The sequence below is a fragment of the Streptomyces sp. NPDC051561 genome (assembly GCF_044454195.1).
Classification (GTDB): Bacteria; Actinomycetota; Actinomycetes; order Streptomycetales; family Streptomycetaceae; genus Streptomyces.
Genome location: NZ_JBITDM010000002.1, coordinates 492843 through 519082, shown reverse-complemented (window position 1 = coordinate 519082; position 26240 = coordinate 492843). Strand labels below are relative to the sequence as shown.

The following is a 26240-nucleotide window of genomic DNA, read 5'->3' as shown; positions in this document are numbered from 1 at the left end:
TCATCGGCACCATGACCGCCGAACCCGCCGCAACTCCCGCCCGCAAGCCGCTTCGCGCCTCCGACGCCGACCGCGAGGTCATCGTCGAACAGCTCCGGGAAGCGGCCGCCGAAGGCCGCATCGACCTCGAAGAGCTCGACGAACGCCTCGGCCTCGCGCTCGGCGCCAAGACGGTCGCCGAACTCGGCCCACTGGTGGAGGACCTGGTTCCTGAGGGGCACGACGCCCTCGGGTTGGTCGCCCCGTCGGCGGGCGAGCCCCTGGTCCTCAAGGGCGGCATGTACGGGGCCGTCCGCGAAGGCAGGTGGCAGGTGCCCTCCCGGATCGTCGCGCACGCGGGCATGGCCGGGGTACGCATCGACTTCACCCGCGCCGAGGTGCGGCTGCGGGAGATCGAGGTGGAGGTGTACGGGGAGATGGCCGGGGTCACCCTGGTCGTCCCCGAGGGGTGGGGCCTCGACGCCGAAGGCCTGGAACCCGGCGCGGGCAAACTCCGCGACCGTACCGTCGGCGAACGGGAACCGGGAGCACCGCTGATCCGGCTGGTGGGGACGCCGGGGATGGCGGGCGTCGTAGTGCGCCACCGCAACGCGCTGGAACGCCGCAAGATCCGCCGCGAACAGGGCTGACGCCGCCCGCCGGGGGGCCCGGGGGCCGGGGACGCCTGGAGGGTTACGCCGCCGGGCCCGCGACGCGTACGGACACTCCCGGCCGCACTCCCCACCGGGCCCACGACCCCACCTCGGCCTCCATCACGTGCCGGGCGCCCCGGCGGGGGAGCGCGAGGCGACTCGGAGGCATGGTCCGCACCGCGAGCACCCTCAACTCCCGGTCCAGGAAGGCCACGTCGATCGCGAATCGCATCCCCAGCGTGTGCACACTGCTGGTCCGGGTCAGCAGAATAGCCCCTTCGATACCGGTACGCCCCAACAGCCCGCGCGAACGCGCACGGGCCGAGGCGGCCACCTCCAGCGGCACCCGCACGACCGGCGGCACCCGCACGTCCTGAGACGCCCGCCCCTCGCCCTCGCCGACCGACATCACGAAGTGCCCGTCGAGATAACCCTGTTGGCGGAGATAACCCTGTTGGCGCCCCATGGCGGTCACCGTATCCCGGTGCTCCGTATCCGGACGCCTTGGGCCCACGGGCCCATGCCCCCCACCCCCGCTCCCGCCTAGGGTTGGCCGGGTGCTTGTCACTGGTGTGCTGACCGTGGCCGCCGCGCTCTGGGGCGCCGCCGCCGGACTCCTGGTGCCACGGGCCGCGTACCGGCTGGCAGTTGAGCCGGAGGAGGAGTGGCGGCGGACGTGCCCCGCCGGGCACGCGTTCCACGGCCCGGCGCGCGGCTGGATCGGCACGGCACGGTGCGCACGGTGCGCGACGGCGGTACCGGTGGGAGCCCCGGCCCCCACCCCGGCCACGCCCCCCGCACCAACCCCACACCCCGCCCCGGCCCTCAAGACCCTCCGGTACGTCCTCGTCGCCGCCGCCGTCTGCGCCGCCCTCGCCGCCGCCACCGGCCCGCGCCCCGAGCTCGCCGTGTGGCTGCTGCTCGCGCCCTTCGCCCTGCTGCTCGCGGTCGTGGACCGGCGGGTGCACCGGCTGCCGGACGTACTGACGTTTCCGCTGGCGGGGGCGGCCGTCCTGCTGCTGGGGGCGGCCGAGCTGCTGCCGGGGGACGGCGGGTCCTGGGTGTCCGCGCTGATCGGCGGGGCCGGCCTCGGGGCGACGTACTTCGTGCTCTTCCTGGTCAATCCCAACGGGATGGGCTTCGGCGACGTGAAGCTCGCACTCGGCATCGGCGTGGCGCTGGGGTGGTACGGATGGCCGGTGCTGTTCGTCGGCGCACTGGCCGGATTCGTACTGGGGGCGCTGTACGGCGTCGGCCTCATGATCACCCGCAGGGGCGGCCGTAAGACCGCCATCCCCTTCGGCCCCTTCATGCTCACCGGCACCTGGGCCGGCCTCCTCATCGGCGCCCTCGGTGCGGGCTGACGGCGCCCTCGGCGCGGGCTGAAGACGCTCTCGGCGAAGGCCGGAAACGGCCCCACCCCAGGGGCGGGATGAGGGCATTCGTGAGAAATTGCCACTAGAGAGGGCTGTCCCCACGACCTCGGACGGCCCCGGACCCCACCCCCACGGCCCGAGTGGAGTGCCCCATGAGTGACGAGGACGAGTCGGACCTGCTTGCCGAACTGCGCCGCCCGCGCCCCTACCCGGCGGTCTCCATCACCCTCCCCACCCACCGCCACCGGCCGGAGAACCAGCAGGACCACATCCGGCTGCGCAACCTCCTCTCCGAGGCCGAGAAGCGCCTGCTCGACGACCCCCGGATCGGCCGCGACCAGGCCGTCGCCGTCGTCCAGCAGCTGAACGAGGCGGCGGACGCGCTGGACCCGGAGCACTTCCTGGAAGGGCTCGTGCTGTACGCGTCGGCCGACGAGGCCAGGACGTACCTGGTCAGCGCCACCGTCCCGGAGCGGATCGTGATCGGCGAGACCTATCTGACGCGCAACCTGGTCGCCGCCTCCGCCCGCCAGATCCCCTACCTCGCGCTGATCCTGTCCACCGGCGAGGTCCGGCTGTGGCACGGCGTCGGGTACGAGCTGAACGAGCTCGACCACGCGGAGGCCGGATTTCCGGTCATCTCCTCGGGAGCGGACCGCGACGGCCCCCCGAACAGGACCGGCGACCACGGCGCCACCCAGGACTTCCGCAACATGCTCACCGAGGCGGACCGCAAGCTCACCCCGCTGCTCCAGGAAGCGGTGCTTCCGGTGGTGGTGGTCGGGCTGCGTCAGCACATCGCCACCTACCGCGAGCTCTCCAAGCACGGTGCGGTGCTCGCCGCCGATCTGGAGGTCGGCGGACTGCTCCACACCACCGCCCCGGAGCTGGTCGAGCAGCTCGCCCCGGCCCGCGCCCAGCTCGCCGCCATCGACGCCGAGGAGGCGATGAAGGCGCTCGACGCGGCCCGCAGCGGCAAGCGGTACGCGGCCGGCGCGCAGGACTGCTGGCAGGCCGCCAGGGAAGGACGGGTCGGCCACCTGGTGGTCGAGGAGTCGCTGCTGATCACCGCCAGGCCACAAGAGGTCGAGGGCGCCGTCCGCGCCTCCCTGGTGCTGACCGAGCCCGGGACCGAGGGAGCCGAGGACGACATCGTCGACTCGCTCGTCGAAATGGTCCTGGCCGCCGACGGTGCGGTCACCTTCGTCGCCGACGGCGAACTGGCCGAGGCGGACGGCCTCGCGGCGGCGCTGCGGTACTGACCGGGTTACCACCCGGTGCAGAAACGTCAATCCGGCGACACGGGCCACACCCCCGAACGGTGGAAGTCGTGGCCCGCCGCCGATCCGCCGAAAACACCCCGGATGCCAAGTGGCACAAGGGATTTAGCCCCTTGCGTGGCGCACATCCCCGATTGCGGAGAGTAATTATTTCGCCGCTTGGTGCGCGGCATCACTTACGAAGGGTTATGGTGGAAACCCCCCCTCGGGCCGGTCCGTATCCCCCCCACGGACCGGCCCGTTTTTTCATTTCCGGGGTGCCTCAGTACGCATCCGCACCCCCACGGGTGCTCCTCAGCCCCGTCCGGCCCAGATGTTCGTGCCGGGGGTGGAGACGGCGAAGGAGTCGATCTCCTTCAGTTCCGCCTCGGTGAGCGCGGGAGCTCCCAGCGCCGCCACGTTCTCCTCCAGCTGCTTCACGCTGGACGCCCCGATGAGCGCCGACGTCATCCGCTCGTCCCGCAGCACCCACGCGATCGCGAGCTGGGCCAGGGACTGGCCGCGCTTGGTGGCGATGTCGTTCAGGCCGTTGAGGCGGCGCACCACCTCCTCGCTCAGCAGGTCCGGGTCCAGGGACTTGCCCTGAGTGGCCCGCGAGCCCTCCGGAATGCCCTTGAGGTACTTGTTCGTCAGCAGCCCCTGCGCGAGCGGCACGAAGGAGATGCAGCCCATGCCGGCCTCCTCCAGGGTGTCCAGCAGGCCGTCGTCCTCGGTCCAGCGGTTGATCATCGAGTACGAGGGCTGGTGGATGAGCGGACGTACGCCCATCTCCCGCAGCAGGCGGGCCGCTTCGGCGGTCTGCTCGCTGTTGTAGGAGGAGACGCCTACGTACAGCGCCTTGCCCTGCTGGACGGCCGAGGCGAGTGCGCCCATCGTCTCCTCAAGAGGAGTGTCCGGGTCGAAGCGGTGCGAGTAGAAGATGTCGACGTAGTCGAGGCCCATCCGCTTCAGCGAGGCGTCGAGCGAGGACATCAGGTACTTGCGCGAACCCCATTCGCCGTACGGGCCGGGGTGCATCCCGTAACCCGCCTTGGTGGAGACGATCAGCTCGTCGCGGTACGGGGCGAAGTCCTGGGCGAAGATCTTGCCGAAGTTCGACTCGGCGGAGCCGGGCGGCGGGCCGTAGTTGTTCGCCAGGTCGAAGTGGGTGACGCCGAGGTCGAAGGCGCGGCGCAGGATCGCGCGCTGCGAGTCGATCGAGCGGTCGTCGCCGAAGTTGTGCCAGAGGCCCAGGGAGAGCGCGGGGAGCTTGAGGCCACTGCGGCCCGAGCGCCGGTACTCCATGGTGTCGTAGCGGTGGTCGGCGGGGCGGTAGTGCAAGGAGTCGTCAGTCACGCACATCTCCCTATCACGTACGTACTCCTCACAGACCGGGTTGGGCCCAGGTGACCCGTGCGCAGTAATGTGGCGCGCTCGGGCCCCCCGGAAAACCGCAGACTTCCCGGGCCCGGAAAGACGAGAGGGTGAAACGCTGTGAACCTGCGCGACCTGGTGTACCGGCTCTACGCACGCCGCGTGGAAGGACGCCTCGACCACGCCCAGGTGCCCAAGCACATCGGCGTCATCCTCGACGGCAACAGACGCTGGGCGAAGGCGGCGGGCGGCACCACCGAGCAGGGTCACAAGGCCGGTGCCAGCAAGATCCAGGAACTGCTCGGCTGGTGCGCGGAGACGGACGTCGAGGTGGTGACGCTGTGGATGCTCTCCACGGAGAACCTCGACCGCCCCGACAAGGAACTCCTCCCGCTGCTCTCCATCATCGAGGGCGCCGTCGAGGCCCTCGCCGCGGACGGCCGCTGGCGGGTGCACCACGTCGGCACCATGGACATCCTTCCCGCCCGTACGCAGGGTGTACTGAAGGAGGCCGAGCAGTCGACGGCGGGCAACAAGGGAATACTGGTGAACGTCGCCGTGGGCTACGGCGGCCGCCAGGAAATCGCCGACGCGGTCCGCTCGCTGCTCCTCGAACACGCGGACAAGGGCACCTCCTTCGAGGAGCTCGCCGAGATCGTCGACGTCGAGCACATCTCGGAACACCTCTACACCCGCGGCCAGCCCGACCCGGACCTCGTCATCCGCACCAGTGGTGAGCAGCGGCTCTCCGGGTTCATGCTCTGGCAGAGCGCCCACTCGGAGTACTACTTCTGCGAGGTTTTCTGGCCCGCCTTCCGCAAGGTCGACTTCCTGCGCGCACTGCGTGACTACGCGGCCAGGCACCGGCGTTACGGATCCTGACCGCCGCCCGTACCCACCCGACGTACCGCATACGCGTGAAACGACGTCATATGCCCTGGCCATGACCAGGCATGGCCGCGCGTGTTCGAGGGAATACCACCTCCAGGTCGGCGCCCGGTCCACGGACGCCGCATCTCAGTGAGCGGCTCGATGCCGCTCGCCCGGGAGGCCCTTTGCACCAGGACGACCGCGCACCATTCCGCGCGGACGACTCAGTGGCGATGCGAGGGCCGGTGCTCGGTCCGCGCTTCGCGGATTCCTGCCCGGTCCCTCCGCGCGCGACGTCGTCGCACCCCAACCTCAGTCCGAGGGGGTACGTCCTTCCGTGGTGAACAGCTCTAAGCGCCGCCTTCCCGACAGGCGCACCTACGTTCTCGACACCAGCGTCCTGCTGGCCGACCCCAGCTCCATGACCCGCTTCGAGGAGCACGAAGTCGTGCTCCCGATCGTGGTCATCACCGAACTGGAGGCCAAGCGGCACCATCCGGAACTCGGTTACTTCGCCCGGCAGGCCCTGCGCATGCTGGACGACTACCGCATCCGGCACGGCCGTCTCGACGCCCCGATTCCGATCGGGGACCTCGGCGGATCGCTCCGTGTCGAGCTCAACCACTCCGATCCCGGCGTACTTCCCGCCGGCTACCGGTTGGGGGACAACGACTCACGGATCCTGGCAGTCGCACGAAACCTCCAGGCCGAGGGGTACGACGTCACCGTCGTCTCCAAGGACCTGCCGCTGCGCATCAAGGCGTCCTCGGTGGGCCTGCTCGCCGAGGAGTACCGGGCCGAACTCGCCATCACCGACTCCGGCTGGACCGGGATGGCGGAGCTGACCCTGGAGGCCGACCAGGTGGACCTCCTCTTCACCGAGGAGCGGGTGTACGTCCCGGAGGCGGCGGACCTCCCCGTGCACACCGGCCTGGTCCTCCAGTCCGAGCGGGGCAAGGCGCTGGGCCGGGTCACCCCGGACGGCAACGTCCGTCTCGTACGGGGCGACCGCGGTGCCTTCGGCATCCACGGCCGCAGCGCCGAGCAGCGGATCGCCCTGGACCTCCTCCTCGACCCCGAGGTCGGCATTGTGTCGATGGGCGGACGGGCCGGTACCGGCAAGTCCGCGCTCGCGCTGTGCGCCGGCCTGGAGGCCGTACTGGAGCGGCAGGAGCACAAGAAGGTGATGGTCTTCCGTCCGCTGTACGCGGTCGGCGGCCAGGAACTCGGCTACCTGCCGGGCTCCGAGGCCGAGAAGATGTCGCCGTGGGCGCAGGCCGTCTTCGACACCCTGTCGGCGGTCGCGGGCAAGGAGGTCATCGAGGAGGTGCTCGGGCGCGGGATGCTGGAGGTCCTCCCGCTCACCCACATCCGGGGGCGCTCGCTGCACGACGCGTTCGTGATCGTGGACGAGGCCCAATCGCTGGAACGGAACGTCCTGTTGACGGTTCTGTCCAGGATCGGGGCTAATTCCCGGGTTGTCCTGACTCATGACGTCGCCCAGCGCGACAACCTGAGGGTCGGGCGCTACGACGGTGTCGTCGCCGTCGTCGAGAAGCTCAAGGGACACCCGCTGTTCGCGCACGTGACCCTCACCCGGTCCGAGCGTTCACAGATCGCCGCCCTGGTGACCGAGATGCTGGAGGACGGGCACCACTGACCCAAGGGGTACGAGCCGCACAGCAGTTGGCGCCGCCCGGCCGGACTCGCGGGAAACGCGAGAGCCTAGCCGGGCGGCGTCGTGCCGCGCGGGTACTTCCGTAAAACACCGGCCACAAACGCGGTGTGACGTTTCACACGTAACCAAGAATTGATTACCTGCCCGGCGATCCGGCAGAGTCTTGCTTCCGTCAGGCCCCGCATACGGCACACCTGCACCTCCAGAGGTGCAACACCACACAATTCAACAGCTTTGCCGTATGCCGCCCGAGTAACACGGAGCACTCCCACGGGAGTTGCCCACCGGGTCAGTGCCTCCCGTGACACAGCACGCAGGGAGGCCCGCGCCAGGGGTGCGATTGCGTCCGCGAGGGTCACCAGTCGGATGCTGCTGGAAGGAAACCGTGTGAGCCGGATTTCGGTTCGGGGATTCGCAGTGGCCTCCGCCACCGCGGTCACCACAGTCGGCGCCGTCGTGGGCGTCGCATCGGGCGACCCTCAGTCGTCGGGCGACAACAACTTCGAGGCAGCCGCCGCCGACTCGACGCTCCTCATGGACATCCCGGTCGGCCAGCAGGCCCAGGTCGCGACCCAGTCGCTGACCCAGCAGGCCGACGCCCAGGCCGCCGTCGCCGACGAGGCAGCCAAGAAGACCGCCGAGGAATCGGCCCGTCTGAAGGCCGCCTCCGACGCCAAGGCGAAGAAGAAGGCGGCCGACGACAAGGCCGCCGAGGAGAAGGCCGAGAAGGAGGCCAAGGACCGCGAGATCGCCGAAGAGGTCGCCAGCCGCTCCACCGAGCGCGCGGACGCCCCCATCGGCCCCGTGAAGTCCTCCTACACGGTCGCCGAGGTCAAGGCCATCGCCCGGGGCATCGTCCCGGCCGACCAGTTCCAGTGCTTCAGCACGATCGTGAACCACGAGTCGACCTGGAACTACCAGGCCGACAACCCCACCTCGGACGCCTACGGCCTGGTCCAGGCGAACCCGGGCAGCAAGATGGCCGACGTCGCACCCGACTGGGCGACCAACCCGGCCACCCAGATCAAGTGGGGCCTCAACTACATGAACGTCCGCTACGGCAGCCCCTGTGGCGCCTGGGACTTCTGGCAGGACAACCGCTGGTACTAGGCCCCCCGGGTCCTCGCAGCGGCGCTCAACCTCACGGAGCCCCCCACCGTCCTACGGTGGGGGGCTTCGCACGTGTACCGTCAGGTCGACAAATTCGCCCGGGGGGCGCCGTGGGGGGAAGAGGAAGCATCATGTCGAAGACACCGGGGTGGCTCGGCGGTCTCGGAGCCCGGCTGACCCATATGGGAGAGCGGCTGGAGGAGAAGCGGGCGCAGGCCCAGCACGATCCCGACTCAGTTGCCGTTCCGGAGGTCGAGGTGCCCGATCACGTACCCCCGCCGCCCGACTACGCGCCGGCCATAGCAGCCAGGCCGGACCCCGTGGACGCCGTCCCCTGGGGCATGCGGGTCGCGGCCGAGGCCGGCTGGCGACTGCTGGTCCTCGCGGGCACCATCTGGGTGCTCGGCCAGATCATCAGTCAGGTCCAGCTGGTGGCCTTCGCCTTCATGGCCGCCCTGCTGATCACCGCACTCCTCCAGCCGACCGTGGCCTGGCTGCGCAACAAGGGCGTACCGCGCGCGCTCGCCACCGTGCTCACGGCCGGACTCGGCTTCGTGATCATGGGACTGATCGGCTGGTTCGTGGTCTGGCAGATCATGGACAACGCCGACGACCTCGCCCAGCGGGTCCAGCAGGGCATCGGCGACACCAAGGACTGGCTGCTCAACAGCCCGTTCCACGTGACCGAGCAGCAGATCAACGACATCGCCAAGAACCTCAGCGACGCCGTCGGCACCAACACCCAGCAGCTCACCACCGCCGGGCTCCAGGGCGTCACCGTCCTGCTGGAGATGATGACCGGCCTGCTCCTGGCGATGTTCTCCACCCTCTTCCTGCTCTACGACGGCAAGAAGATCTGGCAGTGGACCCTCAAGCTCCTTCCCGCGCAGGCCCGTCCGGGCATGGCGGGCGCCGGCCCGCGCGCCTGGCACACGCTCACCGCGTACGTCCGCGGGACGGTGATAGTGGCCATGATCGACGCCATCTTCATCGGGCTCGGCCTGTACTTCCTCAATGTGCCGGTCGCGGTGCCGCTCGCCGTACTGATCTTCCTGTTCGCGTTCATCCCGCTGGTCGGTGCGGTGATCTCCGGCGCCCTCGCGGTGGTGGTGGCACTGGTCGCCAACGGTCCGTTCAACGCGCTGTGGGTACTGGTCGTGGTGCTCGCGGTGCAGCAGATCGAGGGCCACATCCTCCAGCCGTTCATCCTCGGCCGTGCGGTACGGGTGCACCCGCTCGCCGTGGTGCTCTCGGTGGCGGCCGGCGGACTGGTCTCCGGCATCGGCGGCGCGGTGGTCGCCGTACCGCTGGTCGCCGTGCTGAACACGGCGGTCGGCTATCTGCGGGCGTACTCCAAGGAGAGCGCGCTGCGGGCCTCGGCCAAACCGCACGGGGCGACCGCACACGAGGTCGCGCCGACCCCGGCGCCGGGCTCCCCCGCCGCACAGGACCGCACCACGGACACCGATCCCGCGTGATATCCGAGCCGGAACTGGTCGGGGGACCGGGCGGCGCCCCGCACCCCGAACTCCTGGACGAGGGCGGCGCCCCCGAACGCGAGGGGCCCTCGCTGGGCGAGCGTGCGCGGTCGCTGGCGAAGCTGCCGTGGGTGTGGGCGCTGGGCGGGGCGGTCGTGGCGTCGGCGGTGTGGGCAGGCGGGCTCTACGCGTTCCGGGACCAGGGCCCGGACCAGCGCGGATACCGGATCACGGCGGAGTCCTGCGACAAGGTGCCGCTGAGCGGGATCAGCAAGAGGCTGGGGGAGAGGTACCGGCCCACGGACGCCACCGACCGGTCGGACGACCCGGCCTTCCGCAGGACCGAGTGCCACATGGGGCTGAAGTCGTCCGGGGCGCGCACCGCGGGCAGGGTGACGACGTACACGGCCGAGCTGCTGGTCGAGGAGCACCTGAAGACCGATCCGGGACCGGAACTGGGAGCCCGGCTCACCTCGGGCCGGTACGGTGCCGACGATCCCGTGGTGACCTCGGTTGCCGGGCTGGGCGACCGGGCCTTCTTCGTGACGGCCCCGGAGCACGGCTACCTGGAAGCGGACCTGCGCCTGGTGGTCCAGGACGGGGGCGTGGTCCTCACGCTGTCGGTCGCCGGGAACGTCGACTTCAGCGACAACGTGTCGGATGTGGACCCGAAGGATCTCAAGCCGGACTACACGGGGGTGCCGAAGCTGATGGAGAGCGACATGCGGGAGCTCATGGCGGTGCTCAAGAAGTAGCCGGTGCGCCTGGACCGGTGCGCCTGGGCCGGTACGCGTGAAGGGGCCCGTCGGCATGCGATGCCGGCGGGCCCCTTCACGTACGTACTGCTCCGCTACTCCGCGAGGACGGCCTCGGAGTCGATGGTCACGCCGACCGCCTGGATGACCGCGGCGATCTTCACGGCCTCCTGGATGGTCTCGCGGGAGACGTCCGCCTTGCGCAGCACCTGCTCGTGCGAGTCCAGGCACTGGCCGCAGCCGTTGATCGCGGAGACCGCGAGGGACCACAGCTCGAAGTCGACCTTCTCGACGCCCGGGTTGCCGATGACGTTCATCCGCAGGCCGGCCCGCATCGTCCCGTACTCCGGGTCGGACAGCAGGTGGCGGGTGCGGTAGAAGACGTTGTTCATCGCCATGATGGCGGCGGCCGACTTGGCGGCCGTGTACGCCTCGGGGGAGAGGTTGGCCTTCGCCTCCGGCTCCAGCTCACGCAGTACCTTCGGCGAGCGCGAGGCGATCGCGCAGGCCAGTACGGTGCCCCACAGCTGCTGCTGCGGGAGGTCGCTGTTGCCGATGACCGAGCCCAGGTTCAGGCGCAGGTCCTTGGCGAAGTCCGGTATGGCGGACTTGAGTTCGTCGAGAGCCATGTCAGATCGTTCCGTTCTGTGGTCCGTACGGTCGGGCTGTCTGCCGGGGTTCTTACTCGCCCGAGAGGAGCGCGACCGGGTCCAGGGTCTCGTCGCCCTTGCTCCAGTTGCACGGGCACAGCTCGTCGGTCTGGAGCGCGTCGAGGACCCGGAGGACCTCCTTGGGGTTACGGCCTACGGAACCGGCGGTGACCATGGAGAACTGGATCTCGTTGTTCTGGTCGACGATGAAGACGGCGCGCATCGGCAGGCCGTCGGCGCCCAGGGTGCCGAGGTCCGAGCTGAGCTCACGCTTGATGTCGGACATCATCGGGAACGGCAGGTCACGCAGATCGGCGTGGTCCTTGCGCCAAGCGTGGTGCACGAACTCCGAGTCCAGGGAGAAGCCGAGGATCTGGGTGTCGCGGTCCTTGAACTCGTCGTTCAGCTTGCCGAAGGCAGCGATCTCGGTCGGGCATACGAAGGTGAAGTCAAGCGGCCACGAAAAATATACTTTCCAGGCACCTTCATGCGTTTTGTGCGTAATCTGCTCGAACTCCTTGCCGGCCTCCAGCGAGACACAGGCGTTGAGCTCGAACTCGGGGAACTTGTCACCAACGGTAAGCATGGGGCTCCTCTTGGACGGAGAGGAAAGGCCGCTTCGCGGCATTTCTACAGGGTTGGACTGTGATCAGCCTGCCATGGAGTCACTGATCAGTGAAATCGGCTTAAGAGTGGACTTTGATTGCCACGCCCTATCGGTGTCGAGTGTCGGTCCAGACGGCCAGGTGACTTCGATCTTGTCCGGGTCGAACCGCTTGCCTCGTCCCGCAGGGCGGATGACCACGTGCGTCGCTGTCTCCCGGAGCAGAGCACGCTTCTGCTGGACATCGAGGTCGTCCCATCGCTCGGCGGCTTCGCCGAAGCGTGCGAGGGTCCGGCGGTGTCCGGCCATGGAGCTGTGCAGCTCGACCAGGTGGGGCGCGTTGTGGACCCGCAGGGCGTCGAGCCGCGCGTGGAGGTCGGCCGCTGTCAGCTCCCCGCGTTGCCGGGCTTCTCCGAGGTGAGTGCGGGTGCGCAGGGATGTGCGCAACTGCCCGTACACGCCGGGCGCGAACTGCGGATACGGCTCGTGGAGGGACTGGTGCAGACGGCTGAGCAGAGCCGCCTCCACGACGGTGTCCGTTGACGGGCCGACCCGTGAGCACGACCCGCACCCGCCATTGCTGGGCAGGCAGCAGTAGCGGAATCCGTGCCGCGAGTGGGCCGGGGTTCCCTTGACGTAGTCCGTGGGATACATGGCAGCTCCGCAGTTGCCGCACCGGGCGATGCCCGACAGGAGGTGGGAGGGTGCGGTGCTCCGTGGCGGCATGGCGCGGTCCTGCTTGCGCTGGTGAAGGAGGGCCGTGACCTGCTCCCACTCCTCCACGGTGACGATGGTCTCCCAGTCACCGGTCACCGGTTCGCCGCTTGCGGCGCGTACGAGGTGGTCGGGCAGCCAGAGGGCGCGCCGTTCGCTCTCGCGGAAGGTCTGGGGTGCGTAGGCGCGGTAGCCGCAGAGCCGGGGGTTCACCAGCCGCGACAGGACCGTGCCGTGAGAGAGCGGGCGGGGGCGGCCCTCAGAGGTTTCCCGGGTGCGGGGCCGGAGGCCCTGCGCGATCCAGTCCGCACGAATGTGGCCGATCAGCGCGCCGCCGAGGAGGTCCGCGTAAGCCTTGCGGATCAGACCGGCCTCGGTCGGGTCGACGCGTGCGCCGCCCTGCTGCCAGCCGAAGGGGCGGCGCCCGCCCAGATGGGCCTTGCCCGTGGCGGCGCGGGCCTTGTTCACCCGGGCGATGCGGCGGGACATGTTCTGGCTCTCCGCGAGGGCCACCAGGACTTGGTGGCGGGCGGCCATCTGTCCCTCCTCGTCCGACAGGCAGAAGGCTTCGACGCAACTTGCGAAGACCAGTGGGCGCCGTGAAAGGTCGTACACCTCGATCAGCCGCTCCAGGTCAAGGGGCTGCCGGGCCACCCGGTCCAGGGCGTACACGATCACGCCGTCGACCACGCCGTCCGCGAGATCGTGCAGCAACTCCTCGAAGGCGGGGCGGTGTCTGCGCTCCTTGAAAGCGGAGGTGTCGTTGTCCTCGTACACCTTGCCCATCAGCAGACCGCGTTCCCGGGCGAGGGCGGCGCAGTCCTCGGCCTGGCGCAGGACTCCCTCGCGGCGCTGTTCCGGGCTGCCGAGGTCGTCGTCCTGGGACATGCGGACATACGCGCCAACTGTGATCATGGATCCCGCCCCCTGGTGGTTCGTGTGGGTCCCGGTGCGCTTGATGCGGTGGGTTGATATGCCAAACGCCACCTGGGGTCGAACGTTCTTCTCTGCGGGGAAGAGAGATCCGAACGGTGGTCCGCTCGGGTGTCTGTTCGGATTTCGGTACGTATGCCGAACCATCGATACGGAGCACAGTCATCGCCGCCAGCAACGCCAAGAAGCAGCCCACCCTCGCCCAGCTCAGGGCCTTCGTCGCGGTGGCCGAGTCGCTGCACTTCCGGGACGCCGCAGCCGCGATCGGGATGAGTCAGCCCGCGCTGTCGGGGGCGGTGTCCGCGCTGGAGGAGGCGCTGGGTGTGCAGCTCGTGGAGCGGACCACGCGCAAGGTGCTGCTGTCGGCGGCGGGGGAGCGGCTGGCGGTACGGGCGCGGGTGGTGCTGGCGGCGGTGGGGGCGCTGCTGGAGGAGGCGGAGGCGGTGCGGGCGCCGTTCACCGGGGTGCTGCGGCTCGGGGTGATTCCCACGGTGGCGCCGTATCTGCTGCCGACCGTGCTGCGGCTCGTGCACGAGCGGTATCCGGAGCTGGATCTTCAGGTGCATGAGGAGCAGACCTCGTCGCTGCTGGAGGGGCTGGCGGCGGGGCGGCTGGATCTGCTGCTGCTCGCGGTGCCGCTGGGGGTTCCGGGCGTGCTGGAACTCCCCTTGTACGAGGAGGACTTCGTACTGGTGGCTCCGGCGGACCACTGGCTGGGCGGACGGGCCGACATCCCGCGGGAGTCGCTGCGGGAACTGGATCTGCTGCTGCTGGACGAGGGGCACTGTCTGCGGGATCAGGCGCTGGATGTGTGCCGGGAGGCGGGGCGGGGGGACGGGGTGCCGGTGACGACGACGGCGGCCGGCCTTTCCACCCTGGTGCAGCTGGTCGCGGGTGGGCTGGGGGTGACGTTGTTGCCGCGTACGGCGGTGGAGGTGGAGACGTCGCGGAACGTGGCGTTGGTGACCGGGGAGTTCGCGTCCCCGGCCCCGTCACGCCGGATCGCGCTGGCGATGCGGGCAGGCGCGGCCAGGGGTGAGGAGTTCGAGGAGTTCGCAGGGGCGTTGAGGGGGGCGGTCGGGGGGCTGCCGGTGCGGGTGTGCCTCTAGGGGCACGAGGAACCGCGCGGGCAACCCCCACCCCGTAAGCCCGGAACGCGCCTCCGCAGCAGCTATGCACTTCGGCTATACACCCCACGTATACACGCCGTGTACAGTGCTCCGCATGTCAATCGGGCACACTTTGCTCGGCCTCCTTGAGGCGGGCCCCCGCCACGGCTACGACCTCAAGCGGACCTTCGACGAAAAATTCGGGCACGACCGGCCGCTGCACTACGGCCAGGTCTACTCGACCATGTCCCGGCTCCTCAAGAACGGCCTCGTCGAAGTCGACGGAACCGAGCCGGGCAGCGGCCCCGAGCGCAAGACGTACGCCATCACCGACGCGGGCATCACCGACGTCGAGCAGTGGCTGGCGCAGCCGGAGAAGCCCGAGCCGTACCTCCAGTCGACCCTGTACACCAAGGTCGTCCTGGCGCTCCTCACCGGCCGCGGCGCCGCCGACCTCCTCGACGTGCAGCGCGCCGAACACCTGCGCCTGATGCGCGTCCTCACCGACCGCAAGCGCGGCGGCGACCTCGCCGACCAACTGGTCTGCGACCACGCCCTGTTCCACCTGGAGGCGGACCTGCGCTGGCTGGAACTGACAGGTGCCCGGCTCGACCGCCTCGCCGCGGAGGTACGCAAGTGAAGCCCCCCGCGATACCGGCAGGGTCCCTCCTCGCCGCGTCCGACCTGCACAAGACCTACGGCGCCACCCCCGCCCTCGACGGCGCCCACTTCTCCATCCACCCCGGTGAGGTCGTCGCCGTCATGGGCCCCTCGGGGTCCGGCAAGTCGACGCTGCTGCACTGCCTCGCCGGGATCGTCACCCCGGACTCGGGGTCCATCAGCTACCAGGGCCGCGAACTGTCCTCGATGCCCGACCGCGAACGCAGCGCCCTGCGCCGCAGTGAGTTCGGCTTCGTCTTCCAGTTCGGGCAGCTGGTGCCCGAGCTGACCTGCGTGGAGAACGTCGCGCTGCCGCTCAGGCTGAACGGCGTCAAGCGCCGCGAGGCCGAACAGCAGGCTCTCGGCTGGATGCGGAAGCTGGAGGTCGACGACCTCGCCGCCAAGCGGCCCGGCGAGGTCTCCGGCGGACAGGGGCAGCGGGTCGCCGTGGCCCGCGCCCTGGTCACCGGCCCCCGGGTGCTCTTCGCCGACGAACCGACCGGTGCGCTGGACTCCCTCAACGGGGAGCGGGTGATGGAGCTGTTCACCGAGGCCGCCCGCTCCACCAACGCCGCCGTCGTGCTCGTCACCCACGAGGCGCGGGTCGCCGCCTACTCCGACCGCGAGGTCGTCGTACGGGACGGCAAGTCACGCAGTACGGAGTACGCGGTATGAGCAAGGGGCAGCCCGCCGAGATCGCACGGGCGTTGGGGCTCGGCATGCGCTTCGCCCTGGGCGGCGGGCGTGAGGGGTGGGTGCGCACCGCGCTGACCGCCCTGGGTGTCGGGCTTGGGGTGACGCTGCTGCTGGTCTCGGTGGCCGTGCCGCACGCGATGTCGGCACGCGACGACCGCAACGCCTCCCGAATGGAGATGCCCGCCGGGGGCAGCGCGGGGGCGGGACGGGGCACGTTGCTCATCGCCAACGCGGAGACCCAGTACCGGGACGCCGGTGTGCGCGGCCGACTCGTCAAGCCCGAAGGGGCCGACGTACCGCTGCCGCCGGGTCTCGCCGCATACCCGGGTAACGGCGAACTCGCCGTTTCGCCCGCGCTCGACACCCTGCTCAAGTCCGACGACGGCAGACTGCTGCGCGAGCGGCTGCCCGGCAAGGTCACCGCCGTCATCGGCGACGAGGGGCTGTTCGGCCCCGCCGAACTCGCCTACTACCGGGGCGACTCCACACTGAAGGCGGACACCCCCGGGGTGTCCCGCGTCGCGGGCTTCACCGCACGCGGTCATCTCGCGTACGACCCCACCCTGCTCCTGCTGATCGTGGTCACCTTCGTCGTCCTGCTCGTACCCATCGGGGTGTTCATCGCGGCCGCCGTCCGCTTCGGCGGTGAGCGGCGCGACCGCAGACTGGCCGCGATGCGCCTGGTGGGCGCGGACAGCCGTACGGTGCGGCTGGTCGCGGCCGGGGAGGCGCTCGCGGGCGCACTGCTCGGACTCGCGGTCGGTGCCGGGCTCTTCCTCCTCGCCCGCTCGATGGCCGGTCTGATCACCTTCGGCGCCGCCGGAGCCGGACTCTTCCCCTCGGACCTGACCCCGGCGCCCGCGCTGGTGGTCCTGGTGGTCCTGGCAGTCCCGGCCGCCGCCGTGGGGGTGGCGCTCCTGGCGCTGCGCGGTGTCGTCATCGAACCCCTGGGCGTGGTCCGCACCGCCAGGCCGGTGCGCCGCAGGCTGTGGTGGCGGCTGCTGCTGCCGGCCGGAGGACTCGCCCTGCTGGTGCCCCTGGTCCGCCAGGGAACCGGAGTTCCGGTCGACCAGACCAAACTGATCGGCGGCACCGTCCTGATCCTGCTGGGCGTCACCGCGCTGCTGCCCTGGCTGGTGGAAGCCTTCGTCGCCCGTCTCGGTGGAGGCACCCCCTCCTGGCAACTCGCCGTCCGCAGGCTCCAGTTGAACGGCGCCATGGCCGCCCGCACGGTCAACGGCATCGCCGTCGCGGTGGCCGGGGCCATCGCCCTGCACATGCTGCTGGGCGGCATCGACGACCGCTACGTCACGGAGACAGGCGCCGACCCGGGCCGCGCCCAGCTGTCGACCGTCATTCCCGAGTCCAGCCCGGCCGCACGCAACGCCGACCGGCTGGGCGCCGACATCGCCCGGACCGAGGGCGTGCGGCAGTACATCGGACTCGGCGCGGTCAGCATGGGCGACCGGGCCAAGTCGCCGAAGGAGCGCGACGAGGTCACCGTCGCCGACTGCGCCACCCTGCGCGAGGTGGCGAAGCTCCCCACCTGCAAGGACGGGGACGTCTTCGCCGCCACCGGTGCGGACCGGCCCGCACCCTCGGACGTCTTCGGGGCCGGCCGCACGGTCGTCCTGCGGCCCGAGGAGTTCGAGGGCATGCCCAGGACCGGGAACGCCGTCAGCAACCCGCCGCCCGTCCGGTGGACCCTGCCCGCACAGGTGCGTGCCGCCCAGGCCATCCCGGACCCCGGCGGCGGCAAGCGCGGCGGACTGCTCGCCACCCCCGGCGCACTGCCGAGGATGGCCCCCGGCAGCCTGGCGTACTCGGTGTACGTGAAGGTCGATCCGGCCGACCCGGACGCCATCGAGCGGGTGCGCAACGTACTCGCCGCCGCAGACCCGAACGTCAGCGCGTACAACACGACGGCGAGCGTCAGCGACCGGCGCTTCGCCACCGTCCAGAAGGCGCTGTACGCGGGCGCTGCCTGCGTACTGCTGCTGATCGGGGTCAGCCTGCTGGTCTCCCAGCTGGAGCAGCTGCGCGAGCGCCGCAAGCTGCTCTCGGTGCTCGTCGCGTTCGGCACCCGCAGGTCCACGCTCGGCCGGTCCGTGCTGTGGCAGACCGCCGTCCCGATGGTCCTCGGGCTGGTGCTCGCGGTGGCCGTGGGGGTCGGCCTCGGTCTGGTCCTGCTCAGGATGAGCGACGTCCGGCTCGCCGTCGACTGGGCCGGGGTCGCCGCGATGGCGGGCATCGGCGGGGGAGTGGTCCTCCTCGTCGGCCTGCTCAGCCTGCCGCCGCTGTGGCGGCTGATGCGGCCGGACGGGCTGCGAACGGAGTGAGACCGGGTGCCTGAACGACGAGGGGGCTGCCGTACGGGTGAGTACGGCAGCCCCCTCGTCGCGCTATTCCGGGGCCGCGTCCTTCGGCGGGCGCCCCCTGCGCGGCAGCGGCCCGGTGTTCTTCGGCAGCCGGCCCGAGTCCAGCAGCGACTTGCGCAGCAGGAACTCGATCTGGGCGTTGGCGCTGCGCAGCTCGTCCGAGGCCCAGCGGGACAGCGCGTCGTACACCTTGGGGTCGAGCCGCAGCAGTACCTGCTTGCGCGGCTCCTTGCGGGGCTTGGCCGACGGCGGTACGTCCTCGGGGGAGTCCTCGGGGCCGCCTTCCGCCGGGTCCGCCGCGGGCCCGGATCCGGTGTCACTCACTGGTAGAGCGAACCCGTGTTGATGACCGGCTGGGTCGCGCGGTCGCCGCACAGCACCACCAGGAGGTTGCTCACCATGGCCGCCTTGCGCTCCTCGTCCAGTTCGACGATGTCCTGTTCGGAGATCCGGGCGAGCGCCTGCTCGACCATGCCCACCGCGCCCTCCACGATCAGCTTCCTGGCCGCCACCACTGCGCCGGCCTGCTGGCGCTGGAGCATCGCGGAGGCGATCTCCGGAGCGTACGCGAGGTGGGTGAAGCGGGACTCGATGATGTGCACACCGGCCGCCTCGACCCGGGCGCGCAGCTCGACGTCCAGCTTCTGGGTGATCTCCTCCGCGTTGCCGCGCAGGGACAGGCCCTCCTCCTCGTGGGCGTCGTACGGGTACTCGATGGCGATGTGCCGTACCGCCGCCTCCGCCTGGGTGGAGACGAACTCCAGGAAGTCGTCCACCTCGAAGAGCGCCTGCGCGGTGTCCTCGACCCGCCAGACCACGACCGCGGCCAGCTCGATCGGGTTGCCGTACGCGTCGTTGACCTTGAGGACGGCGGTCTCGTGGTTGCGGACCCTGGTGGAGATCTTGTTACGGGTGGTGAGCGGGTTCACCCAGCGCAGGCCGTCGGTGCGGATGGTGCCCCGGTAGCGGCCGAAGAGCTGGACGACGCGTGCCTCGCCGGGCGAGACCATGTTCAGTCCGCTCATCGCGAGCAGCGCGCCGAAGAAGAGCAGGATGCCGGCGACGATCAGCGCGACCTTCCCGCCGACCGCGGTGACGGCGACGCCCAGGGCGATCAGACCGGCCGCGACGACGATGCCGAGCAGACCGAGCAGCAGGGCGAGTCCGCCGCCGATGCTGTGCGCCGGGAACTCGGTGACCCGTGGCGCGGGCATCTCCGGGAGGCTGTCCGCGGTGTCGTCCGCGGGGGTGTTCCCCGGGCTGTGGGAGGAGGTGGTCGACATGAGGATCCCCGTTTCTCTGTCCGTCCGTACCTTGCTCGGTCTAGCAAAGTGATATCACTTTATCGCGGTTCGGCGCGACTGCATACCGTCGCGTCGGCCACGTGTCGACCACATACGGACGTAAACCGGACGACTTTCCTCAACTTCTTTCACGCACGGCAACCTTCTGGCCTTCCCATTCGTCGGTTCCCTGAGGGGAGGTGCTGATTGTCACGCCCGTAAAAAGCGTGATTGGCGCCTTTTTGTCCCGATCGGCGGTGTTAGCTTTCCTAGCTGACCCGGCGAGTATGGCGAGCGAAGTCTCAAGAAGCGGAGCAACTGACCAATGGGCCGTGCGGATGCGCGAAGGGCCCGGCAGCGTGGGTCGCGCCGGGCACAGGGAGAGAAGAAAGGCATACGCCGCTTCTTCACCATCAAGAAGGTGCTCGGTACGTTCTTCGGGCTCTGCCTGCTCGGCATGGCGGGCTTCGCCGCCCTGTACATGCTGATCGAGATACCCCCGGGCAACGCCTCGGCGAAGACCCAGAGCAACGTCTACAAGTACAGCGACGGCTCGATCCTGGCGCGGACCGGAACCGCCGGGTCGTACGACCGCGAGAACGTGGCGCTGGACAACATCCCCGAGAAGGTCCAGAAGACCTTCGTCGCCGCCGAGAACATGTCGTTCTACGAAGACAACGGCATCGACTTCAAGGGCACCGCCCGAGGCCTGCTCAACACCCTTTCGGGCAAGGGCAAGCAGGGCGGCTCGACGATCACCCAGCAGTACGTGAAGAACTACTACCTCACCAGCGAGCAGACGGTATCCCGCAAGCTCAAGGAGCTGGTGATCTCGCTCAAGGTGGACGACAAGTACTCCAAGGAGACGATCCTCCTCGGGTACATCAACACCAGCTACTACGGCCGTGGCGCCGCCGGGATCCAGGCCGCCGCCCAGGCGTACTACCGGACCGACGCCAAGAAGCTCACCGTCGAGCAGGGCGCCTATCTGGCCGCGCTGCTCCAGGCGCCCAGCAGCTACGACGTACTGACCGCGACCCCGACGAACAAGAAGCTCGTCATGGACCGCTGGAACTACGTGCTGGACAACATGGTGAAGATGGGCGAGCTGGACCAGGCCAAGCGGGCCGGGATGAAGTTCCCGATGCCCCTGCCTGTGCAGTCCGACCCGGGCCTCAAGGGGCAGACCGGCTATCTCGTCGAAGCGGCCAAGCAGCAGCTGATGGTGCGCGAGAAGATCGACGAGAAGGAGCTCGCGGCCGGCGGCTGGACGATCACCCTCAACATCGACAAGAAGCGTCAGCAGGCACTGGAGAAGGCGGTCCAGCGGCAGCTGGAGTCCAAGCTCGACCGCAAGGGCAACAAGCAGGACGCCAACGTCCAGGCCGGTGCCACCTCCGTCGACCCGAAGACGGGCGCGGTGGTCGCGCTGTACGGCGGTGCGGAGTACCTGACCCACCAGGTCAGCAACGCGACCCGTACCGACTACCAGCCCGCCTCCACCTTCAAGCCGTTCGTCTTCGCGGCGGCCCTGGAGAACGGCTCGGAGACCCAGGACGGCGAGCCGATCACCGCCAACACGGTCTACGACGGCACCAGCAAGCGCAAGACCGTCGGCGGCGAGGTCCCGTTCGCCCCGGAGAACGAGGACGACCGGAGCTACGGCGACGTCACCGTCCAGGAGGGCATGGCCAAGTCGATCAACTCCGTCTTCGCGCAGATGATCGTGGACGTCGGCCCCAAGCTGACCAAGGAGACCGCGCTCCGGGCGGGCATGCAGGACCGCGGTGACTTCGGCGCCAACCCGGCGATGTCGCTGGGCACCATGCGGGCCAACACCATGGACATGGCGGGCGCCTACGCCTCGCTGGCCGCCCACGGCAGGACGATCACCCCGTCGATCGTCAAGAAGGCCGAGCAGAAGGACCGCGAGGACATCGTCCCGCCGGGCATGAAGGACGCCGACGGACTCCAGCGGGAGACCGCCGACACCGTCACCTCCGTCCTGCAGAACGTGATGAAGGACGGCTCGGGCCGCAAGGCCGACAGCGACGAGTACCAGGCTGCGGGCAAGACCGGTACCTCCGAGAACAACCGTTCCGCCTGGTTCACCGGGTACACCCCGAAGCTGGCCACCGCCGTCGGCCTCTTCGGCCAGGACCCCAAGACCGGCGCCCAGGTCACCCTCACCGGCACCGCCCACGCGGGCCGCGCCAACGGTGGCGGTTTCCCCGCCCAGATCTGGCGTGACTACACGCTGGGCGCGCTGAGCGCGAAGGACAAGGCGGCCGAGTTCGACCTGGAGGTCAAGGAGGGTGCCGATTACCAGACGCCGACCCCGACCCCGACCCCCACCCCGACCCCCACCGAGCCCGAGGAGACGGAGCCGCCGGAGCCCACCAAGCCCCCGCAGCACACTCCGGAACCGCCCAAGCAGACCACCCCGCCGACCCAGACGCTGCCCCCCGCCAACGGCGGCCAGAACGGCGGTCAGGACGGCGGCCAGGGCGGCACTGATCCCGGCACCGACCCGGGCACGGACCCCGGCACCGATCCGGGCACCGACCCCGGCGGCGACGCCAACGGCGGCAACGACACCGGCGGTGACGCCAACGGTGGCAACGACGCCGGCGGCGACGGCGGCGGCCAGTGGCCACCAAAGCCGTAGCCGGTCGGCCGTAGCGGTACCCGTGCGCGGCTACGTGCGCGGTTACGTGAGCGGTTACGTGAGCGGCCGACGGTAGGTACGACAGGTACGACGACGGCGGGCCCCACCCATCGAGGGTGGGGCCCGCCGTCGTCGTAACGGAGCAGGAGCAGGAGTCAGGAGCAGGAGCCGCAGAGCCGAGCTCCCTAGTGGAACCGCGCCGCCACCCGCTCGCCCAGCTCCTTGTCCACGTTCCGCCAGTAGGTGAACGCCCGTTCCAGGACCGGGCGGCTCACGCCGTCGGCGAGGTGGCCGGCGATGTTGCCGACCAGGCGTTCGCGGGCCGCGTCGTCGAGGACGTCGCGGACCAGGGTGCCGGGCTGGCCCCAGTCGTCGTCCTCGCTGTGCAGGGTGTACGCGTGGTGGACCATCTCGCCGGCCGTCTGCCAGCCCGCCGGTTCGCCGAAGCGGGCGGTATCGGCCGCCGGGCCGCCGTACGAGTTCGGGGCGTACACCGCGCTCGCCCGCGAGGGCTCGTACCGCATCGGGCCGTCCTTGGCGTACGAGTTGACCTGGAACCGGGGGCGGTTCGGGGGCAGCTGCGCGTAGTTGGGGCCGATCCGGTAGCGGTGGGTGTCCGGGTACGAGAAGAGCCGGCCGAGCAGCATCTTGTCCGGCGACGGACCGATACCGGGAACCATGTTCGAGGGTTCGAACGACGCTTGCTCGATGTGGACGAAGAAGTCCTCGGGGTTCTCGTTGAGGGTCATCCGGCCGACCTCGATCTCGGGGTAGTCCGCGTGCGGCCACACCTTGGTGAGATCGAAGGGGTTGAAGCGGTAGTCGGGTGCGTCGTCGAACGGCATCACCTGGACGTACAGCTTCCAGCTGGGGTGATCGCCCCGCTTGATCGAGTCGAACAGGTCCCGGCGGTGCACGTCACCGTCGCTCCCCGCCATCGCATCGCCCTCTTCCTGGGTGAAGAACTCGATGCCCTGCTCGGTCTTGAAGCGGTACTTCACCCAGAACCGCTCGCCGCCCGCGTTCACCCACATGTAGGTGTGCGAGCTGAAGCCGTCCATGTTCCGGTACGTCCTGGGGATGCCCCGGTCGCCCATCAGCCAGGTCACCTGGTGCGCCGACTCCGGCGACAGGGTCCAGAAGTCCCACTGCATGTCGTGGTCGCGCACCCCGCTGTCGGGTGTGCGCTTCTGCGAGCGGATGAAGTCCTGGAACTTCATCGGGTCACGGACGAAGAAGACCGGGGTGTTGTTGCCCACCAGGTCGTAATTGCCGTGCTCGGTATAGAACTTGAGCGCGAAGCCGCGCGGGTCGCGCCAGGTGTCAGGCGAGCCCTGCTCACCGGCGACCGTCGAGAAGCGGGCCAGCATGTCGGTCCGCTTGCCCGGCTGGAACAGGTCCGCCTTGGTGAACTGGCTGACGTCATTGGTTACTTCGAAGGTGCCGTAGGCGCCGGAACCCTTGGCGTGCACCACCCGCTCGGGAACCCGCTCGCGGTTGAACTGGGCCATCTTCTCGATGAGGTAATGGTCCTGGAGCAGGATCGGCCCGTCGGGCCCGACGGTGAGCGAATGTTCGTCGCTCTCCACCGGGATGCCGGCGTTGTTGGTGGTGTACGGAGCGGTTTCGGGGCCCTTGCCGGGCGCCTGGGCCTTGCGGGATACCTCGGTCACGAGCGTCCTCCCGGAGATCGGTGGGGGAATGGGTCGCTACGTCCGACTGCCCCAGTCAACCGCTCCGACACGACGTCGGCAACATCTGGACCCGGTCCATCCCTGGACCGGATCCTGACCGTACGCCGCTCAGCCCCGCTGATCCGGTGCGCCGCCGGGCAGTCCCAGCTCGAACCAGACCACCTTTCCGCTGCTCAGCCGGGTCGCCCCCCACTTCCGCGTCAGCCGGTTCACCAGGAACAGCCCGCGCCCGCCCTCGTCGGTGTCCCGCGCCCTGCGCTGCCTCGGCAGCTGCGGCGAATCGTCACCGACCTCGCAGCGCAGCACGTCGGTGCGCAGCAGCCGCAGCGTCACCGGCCGTTCGGCATACCGGACGGCGTTCGTGACGACCTCGCTCACCAGCAGTTCCACCGACTCGCTGAGCTCCTCCAGGCCCCATCGCTCCAGTGCCCGCCTGGCCAGCCTGCGCGCCCGCCCCGGAGCCTGCTCCTCCGGTTCCAGGAACCAGTACGCCACGTCGCTCGGCGCGATCCCGTCGAAGCGGGCGGCCAGCAGCGCGATGTCGTCGTCCCGGTCCCCGGGTCCGAGCATGTCCAGTACGTCGTCGCAGAGGGCTTCCAGGGGCGGCGGGTGGTCCGGGCCTGTCAGTTGCGCGGTGGCGGCGAGGCGTTCCCGCAACTGCTCGATGCCGGTCCAGACGTCCCGCAGCCGGGACTCCACCAGACCGTCCGTGTAGAGCAGCAGGGTGGCCCCGGCGGGGGCGTCCAGCTCGACCGCCTCGAAGTCCACGCCGCCGACGCCGATCGGGGCGCCGGGCGGCACCCGCAGCACCTCGGCGCGGCCGCCCAGGTGGAGCAGGATGGGCGGCGGATGGCCGGCGTTGGCAATGGTGATCCGGTGCGAGACCGGGTCGTAGACGGCGTACATACAGGTCGCCATCCGGTCGGTGCCCAGGCGCTGGGCCTGCTCGTCCAGATGGTGCAGGACCTCCTGCGGGGGCAGGTCGAGCCCGGCGAGGGTCTGGGCGGTGGTCCGGAACTGGCCCATGATCGCGGCCGAGGTCATCGAGTGGCCCATCACGTCGCCGACCACCAGCGCCACCCGGCTGCCCGGCAGCGGGATCGCGTCGTACCAGTCGCCGCCGACCCTGGCGGTCTCGGCGGCCGGGAGATAGCGGGAGGCGAGCTTCACGCCGGTGGGGCGGGGGAGCGAGTCGGGGAGCATGGTGCGCTGCAACTCGTCCGCGATGTACGCCTCACGCCCGTACAGCACGGCCTTGTCGATGCCGAGCGCGGTGTGGGTGGCCAGCTGGGCGGCGACGAGGAGGTCGTTGCCCTCGAACGCGTTCCGGTCCGGCCTGCGCAGGAAGACGGCCGCGCCGATCACCCGGCGGCGGCCCCGGAGCGGGGCGAGTATCGCGCGCCGGCCGTCCGGCAGCGAACAGTCCGCGCCGAGCAGTTCGGGCAGTGCGATCCGGGCGGCCGACGCGTCGCCGAAGACCGGACGTACCCCTCGCAGCACCTCCGCCAGCGCGCCCCCGGACAGCACCGGGCACAGCTGCTGCGCGGGCGAACCCTCGCCCAGCGAGGCGTCCAGCTCCTCGCCGGGCACCAGCTCCCCGAGATCACTGGGCCGCAGCCGATCGGTGCGCCGCAGCCGCATCACGAAGGGCACCGCGGGCCGCTCGTCGCCGACCGGCAACGGGTCCCGCAGATACACCAGGATCGTGTCCGAGAAGGTGGGCACGGTCGCCCGGCACAGGCCCAGCACGATCTCGTCCAGGTCTATGCCCCGGGCGATCCTGCGGGTGGCGGCGCCGACGAAGCGCAGCCGGTCGCCCTCGGTGCGGGCCGGTCCCACCGGCGGCCGGCCGGGAGCGCTCCCCTCGGCCGGGCCGGAGGGCCCGCCCGGTCCGGAAGGGCGGCCGGGGCCACCGGGCCGGCCGGGGCCCGCGGGGGTGGGCACGGTGGCAGCAGCCGCCGCGCTCTCCTCCTGGGGTCCCTCTTCCTGCCGGGGCCGGGTGCGTTCGTGCGGCCCGGCAACCAGGGGCTGCCGGCCTTCGTGCGAGGTGGACTGCTGCTCCGTCACGCGTGGGTTTCCGTCCGTCCGGGGAGCTTGTGCGATGCAATCGCTGAAGGCGATATACCCGCTCTGCGGGCGGCGTCGACAGAAAGGTGGCCTGTGAACGTTACAGAGTCCGGCGCGCTTCCGTGCGGGTTCACGCATCGCTTCACAGATCCACCCCCTGTAGTGACATACGGTCAGGTCCTGCTCCACGCCCGGTAGTTGCTTCCCGCCCTATCCGGTACGCAGCCTTCCGGAGGACGATCCTACGGTTGG

Annotated in this window: 22 protein-coding genes and 1 pseudogene; 14 read left to right on the top strand and 9 right to left on the bottom strand. The window is 70.0% G+C overall.

Going from position 1 to position 26240, the window contains the following annotated elements; translation table 11 throughout:
* Positions 1–11: 11 nt before the first annotated feature.
* The gene (locus ACIA73_RS06660; RefSeq protein ID WP_399437181.1) at positions 12–629 is read left to right on the top strand and encodes a DUF1707 domain-containing protein; all 618 of its coding nucleotides are present in this window, start codon (positions 12–14) and stop codon (positions 627–629) included.
* 43 nt (positions 630–672) lie between these two features.
* Here ACIA73_RS06660 and ACIA73_RS06655 read toward each other — a convergent pair whose 3' ends face one another.
* A complete protein-coding gene (locus ACIA73_RS06655) occupies positions 673–1098 on the bottom strand; it encodes a DUF192 domain-containing protein (protein ID WP_399437180.1) in 426 nt (141 codons plus the stop codon).
* 91 nt (positions 1099–1189) lie between these two features.
* Here ACIA73_RS06655 and ACIA73_RS06650 point away from each other — a divergent pair, with 91 nt between their 5' ends.
* Positions 1190–1996, top strand: coding sequence for a prepilin peptidase (locus tag ACIA73_RS06650; protein ID WP_399437179.1), 807 nt, complete (start codon positions 1190–1192; stop codon positions 1994–1996).
* Positions 1997–2160: 164 nt separating this feature from the next.
* Positions 2161–3270 carry a chemotaxis protein gene (locus ACIA73_RS06645; RefSeq protein ID WP_399437178.1) on the top strand — a complete coding sequence of 370 codons (1110 nt, stop codon included), beginning with the start codon at positions 2161–2163 and terminating at the stop codon, positions 3268–3270.
* 312 nt (positions 3271–3582) lie between these two features.
* Here ACIA73_RS06645 and mgrA read toward each other — a convergent pair whose 3' ends face one another.
* Entirely contained in the window at positions 3583–4629 is a 1047-nt protein-coding gene (gene mgrA / locus ACIA73_RS06640) for an L-glyceraldehyde 3-phosphate reductase (RefSeq protein WP_399437177.1), read from the bottom strand.
* 132 nt (positions 4630–4761) lie between these two features.
* Between mgrA and ACIA73_RS06635 the strand changes: the two genes are divergently transcribed.
* The 5 genes from ACIA73_RS06635 to ACIA73_RS06615 all read left to right on the top strand — a co-directional run bounded on the left by ACIA73_RS06635 (position 4762) and on the right by ACIA73_RS06615 (position 10532).
* Positions 4762–5523, top strand: a complete 762-nt coding sequence (locus ACIA73_RS06635) for an isoprenyl transferase (protein WP_399437176.1) — start codon at positions 4762–4764, stop codon at positions 5521–5523.
* A gap of 325 nt (positions 5524–5848) precedes the next feature.
* A complete protein-coding gene (locus ACIA73_RS06630; protein ID WP_399437175.1) occupies positions 5849–7171 on the top strand; it encodes a PhoH family protein in 1323 nt (440 codons plus the stop codon).
* Between the two features lie 384 nt (positions 7172–7555).
* Positions 7556–8299 (top strand): transglycosylase SLT domain-containing protein, encoded by a 744-nt coding sequence (locus ACIA73_RS06625; protein ID WP_399437174.1) that lies wholly within the window; start codon positions 7556–7558, stop codon positions 8297–8299.
* Between the two features lie 131 nt (positions 8300–8430).
* Positions 8431–9777, top strand: coding sequence for an AI-2E family transporter (locus ACIA73_RS06620; RefSeq protein ID WP_399437173.1), 1347 nt, complete (start codon positions 8431–8433; stop codon positions 9775–9777).
* Positions 9774–10532, top strand: a complete 759-nt coding sequence (locus tag ACIA73_RS06615; protein ID WP_399437172.1) for a hypothetical protein — start codon at positions 9774–9776, stop codon at positions 10530–10532. Before ACIA73_RS06620 ends, ACIA73_RS06615 begins: the two co-directional genes overlap by 4 nt.
* 95 nt (positions 10533–10627) lie before the next feature.
* Here the strand turns inward: ACIA73_RS06615 and ACIA73_RS06610 are convergent, their stop codons facing one another.
* The 3 genes from ACIA73_RS06610 to ACIA73_RS06600 all read right to left on the bottom strand — a co-directional run bounded on the left by ACIA73_RS06610 (position 10628) and on the right by ACIA73_RS06600 (position 13415).
* Positions 10628–11161: an alkyl hydroperoxide reductase gene (locus ACIA73_RS06610; protein WP_399437171.1), complete on the bottom strand. Its 534-nt coding sequence runs from the start codon at positions 11159–11161 to the stop codon at positions 10628–10630.
* A gap of 52 nt (positions 11162–11213) precedes the next feature.
* On the bottom strand, positions 11214–11768 hold the full coding sequence (locus ACIA73_RS06605) for a peroxiredoxin (RefSeq protein ID WP_399437170.1): 555 nt from the start codon (positions 11766–11768) through the stop codon (positions 11214–11216).
* A gap of 63 nt (positions 11769–11831) precedes the next feature.
* Entirely contained in the window at positions 11832–13415 is a 1584-nt protein-coding gene (locus ACIA73_RS06600) for a recombinase family protein (RefSeq protein WP_399437169.1), read from the bottom strand.
* A gap of 167 nt (positions 13416–13582) precedes the next feature.
* On the opposite strand from ACIA73_RS06600, the gene ACIA73_RS06595 reads away from it, so the two are divergent.
* The 5 genes and pseudogenes from ACIA73_RS06595 (at position 13583) to ACIA73_RS06575 (ending at position 18237) form a co-directional block, all read left to right on the top strand.
* Positions 13583–14542, top strand: a complete 960-nt coding sequence (locus ACIA73_RS06595; RefSeq protein ID WP_399437473.1) for a hydrogen peroxide-inducible genes activator — start codon at positions 13583–13585, stop codon at positions 14540–14542.
* A gap of 115 nt (positions 14543–14657) precedes the next feature.
* Complete coding sequence (locus ACIA73_RS06590) at positions 14658–15182, top strand: PadR family transcriptional regulator (RefSeq protein ID WP_399437168.1); 525 nt, start codon at positions 14658–14660, stop codon at positions 15180–15182.
* Positions 15179–15877 (top strand): ABC transporter ATP-binding protein, encoded by a 699-nt coding sequence (locus ACIA73_RS06585; RefSeq protein ID WP_399437167.1) that lies wholly within the window; start codon positions 15179–15181, stop codon positions 15875–15877. Before ACIA73_RS06590 ends, ACIA73_RS06585 begins: the two co-directional genes overlap by 4 nt.
* Positions 15874–16818: pseudogene (locus ACIA73_RS06580) on the top strand (FtsX-like permease family protein); the annotation flags it as partial. The gene ACIA73_RS06585 and the pseudogene ACIA73_RS06580, both read left to right, overlap by 4 nt.
* 879 nt (positions 16819–17697) lie before the next feature.
* The gene (locus ACIA73_RS06575) at positions 17698–18237 is read left to right on the top strand and encodes an FtsX-like permease family protein (protein ID WP_399437472.1); all 540 of its coding nucleotides are present in this window, start codon (positions 17698–17700) and stop codon (positions 18235–18237) included.
* Positions 18238–18300: 63 nt separating this feature from the next.
* Here ACIA73_RS06575 and ACIA73_RS06570 read toward each other — a convergent pair whose 3' ends face one another.
* Positions 18301–18600, bottom strand: a complete 300-nt coding sequence (locus tag ACIA73_RS06570) for a hypothetical protein (protein WP_399437166.1) — start codon at positions 18598–18600, stop codon at positions 18301–18303.
* Positions 18597–19559 (bottom strand): SPFH domain-containing protein, encoded by a 963-nt coding sequence (locus ACIA73_RS06565; protein ID WP_399437165.1) that lies wholly within the window; start codon positions 19557–19559, stop codon positions 18597–18599. Before ACIA73_RS06565 ends, ACIA73_RS06570 begins: the two co-directional genes overlap by 4 nt.
* A 325-nt stretch (positions 19560–19884) precedes the next feature.
* On the opposite strand from ACIA73_RS06565, the gene ACIA73_RS06560 reads away from it, so the two are divergent.
* Positions 19885–22227 carry a transglycosylase domain-containing protein gene (locus ACIA73_RS06560; RefSeq protein WP_399437164.1) on the top strand — a complete coding sequence of 781 codons (2343 nt, stop codon included), beginning with the start codon at positions 19885–19887 and terminating at the stop codon, positions 22225–22227.
* Positions 22228–22412: 185 nt separating this feature from the next.
* Here the strand turns inward: ACIA73_RS06560 and ACIA73_RS06555 are convergent, their stop codons facing one another.
* Both ACIA73_RS06555 and ACIA73_RS06550 read right to left on the bottom strand, forming a co-directional pair.
* Entirely contained in the window at positions 22413–23900 is a 1488-nt protein-coding gene (locus ACIA73_RS06555) for a catalase (RefSeq protein ID WP_399437163.1), read from the bottom strand.
* Between the two features lie 129 nt (positions 23901–24029).
* Positions 24030–25988: a SpoIIE family protein phosphatase gene (locus ACIA73_RS06550; RefSeq protein WP_399437162.1), complete on the bottom strand. Its 1959-nt coding sequence runs from the start codon at positions 25986–25988 to the stop codon at positions 24030–24032.
* Positions 25989–26240: the final 252 nt, after the last annotated feature.

Coding starts and splice junctions, on each gene's coding strand:
- ACIA73_RS06660 (WP_399437181.1), top strand. CDS start 12: ATGACCGCCGAACCCGCCGCAACTCCCGCCCGCAAGCCGCTTCGCGCC.
- ACIA73_RS06655 (WP_399437180.1), bottom strand. CDS start 1,098: ATGGGGCGCCAACAGGGTTATCTCCGCCAACAGGGTTATCTCGACGGG.
- ACIA73_RS06645 (WP_399437178.1), top strand. CDS start 2,161: ATGAGTGACGAGGACGAGTCGGACCTGCTTGCCGAACTGCGCCGCCCG.
- mgrA (WP_399437177.1), bottom strand. CDS start 4,629: ATGTGCGTGACTGACGACTCCTTGCACTACCGCCCCGCCGACCACCGC.
- ACIA73_RS06625 (WP_399437174.1), top strand. CDS start 7,556: ATGCTGCTGGAAGGAAACCGTGTGAGCCGGATTTCGGTTCGGGGATTC.
- ACIA73_RS06620 (WP_399437173.1), top strand. CDS start 8,431: ATGTCGAAGACACCGGGGTGGCTCGGCGGTCTCGGAGCCCGGCTGACC.
- ACIA73_RS06610 (WP_399437171.1), bottom strand. CDS start 11,161: ATGGCTCTCGACGAACTCAAGTCCGCCATACCGGACTTCGCCAAGGAC.
- ACIA73_RS06605 (WP_399437170.1), bottom strand. CDS start 11,768: ATGCTTACCGTTGGTGACAAGTTCCCCGAGTTCGAGCTCAACGCCTGT.
- ACIA73_RS06600 (WP_399437169.1), bottom strand. CDS start 13,415: ATGATCACAGTTGGCGCGTATGTCCGCATGTCCCAGGACGACGACCTC.
- ACIA73_RS06590 (WP_399437168.1), top strand. CDS start 14,658: ATGTCAATCGGGCACACTTTGCTCGGCCTCCTTGAGGCGGGCCCCCGC.
- ACIA73_RS06575 (WP_399437472.1), top strand. CDS start 17,698: ATGGCCCCCGGCAGCCTGGCGTACTCGGTGTACGTGAAGGTCGATCCG.
- ACIA73_RS06565 (WP_399437165.1), bottom strand. CDS start 19,559: ATGTCGACCACCTCCTCCCACAGCCCGGGGAACACCCCCGCGGACGAC.
- ACIA73_RS06560 (WP_399437164.1), top strand. CDS start 19,885: ATGGGCCGTGCGGATGCGCGAAGGGCCCGGCAGCGTGGGTCGCGCCGG.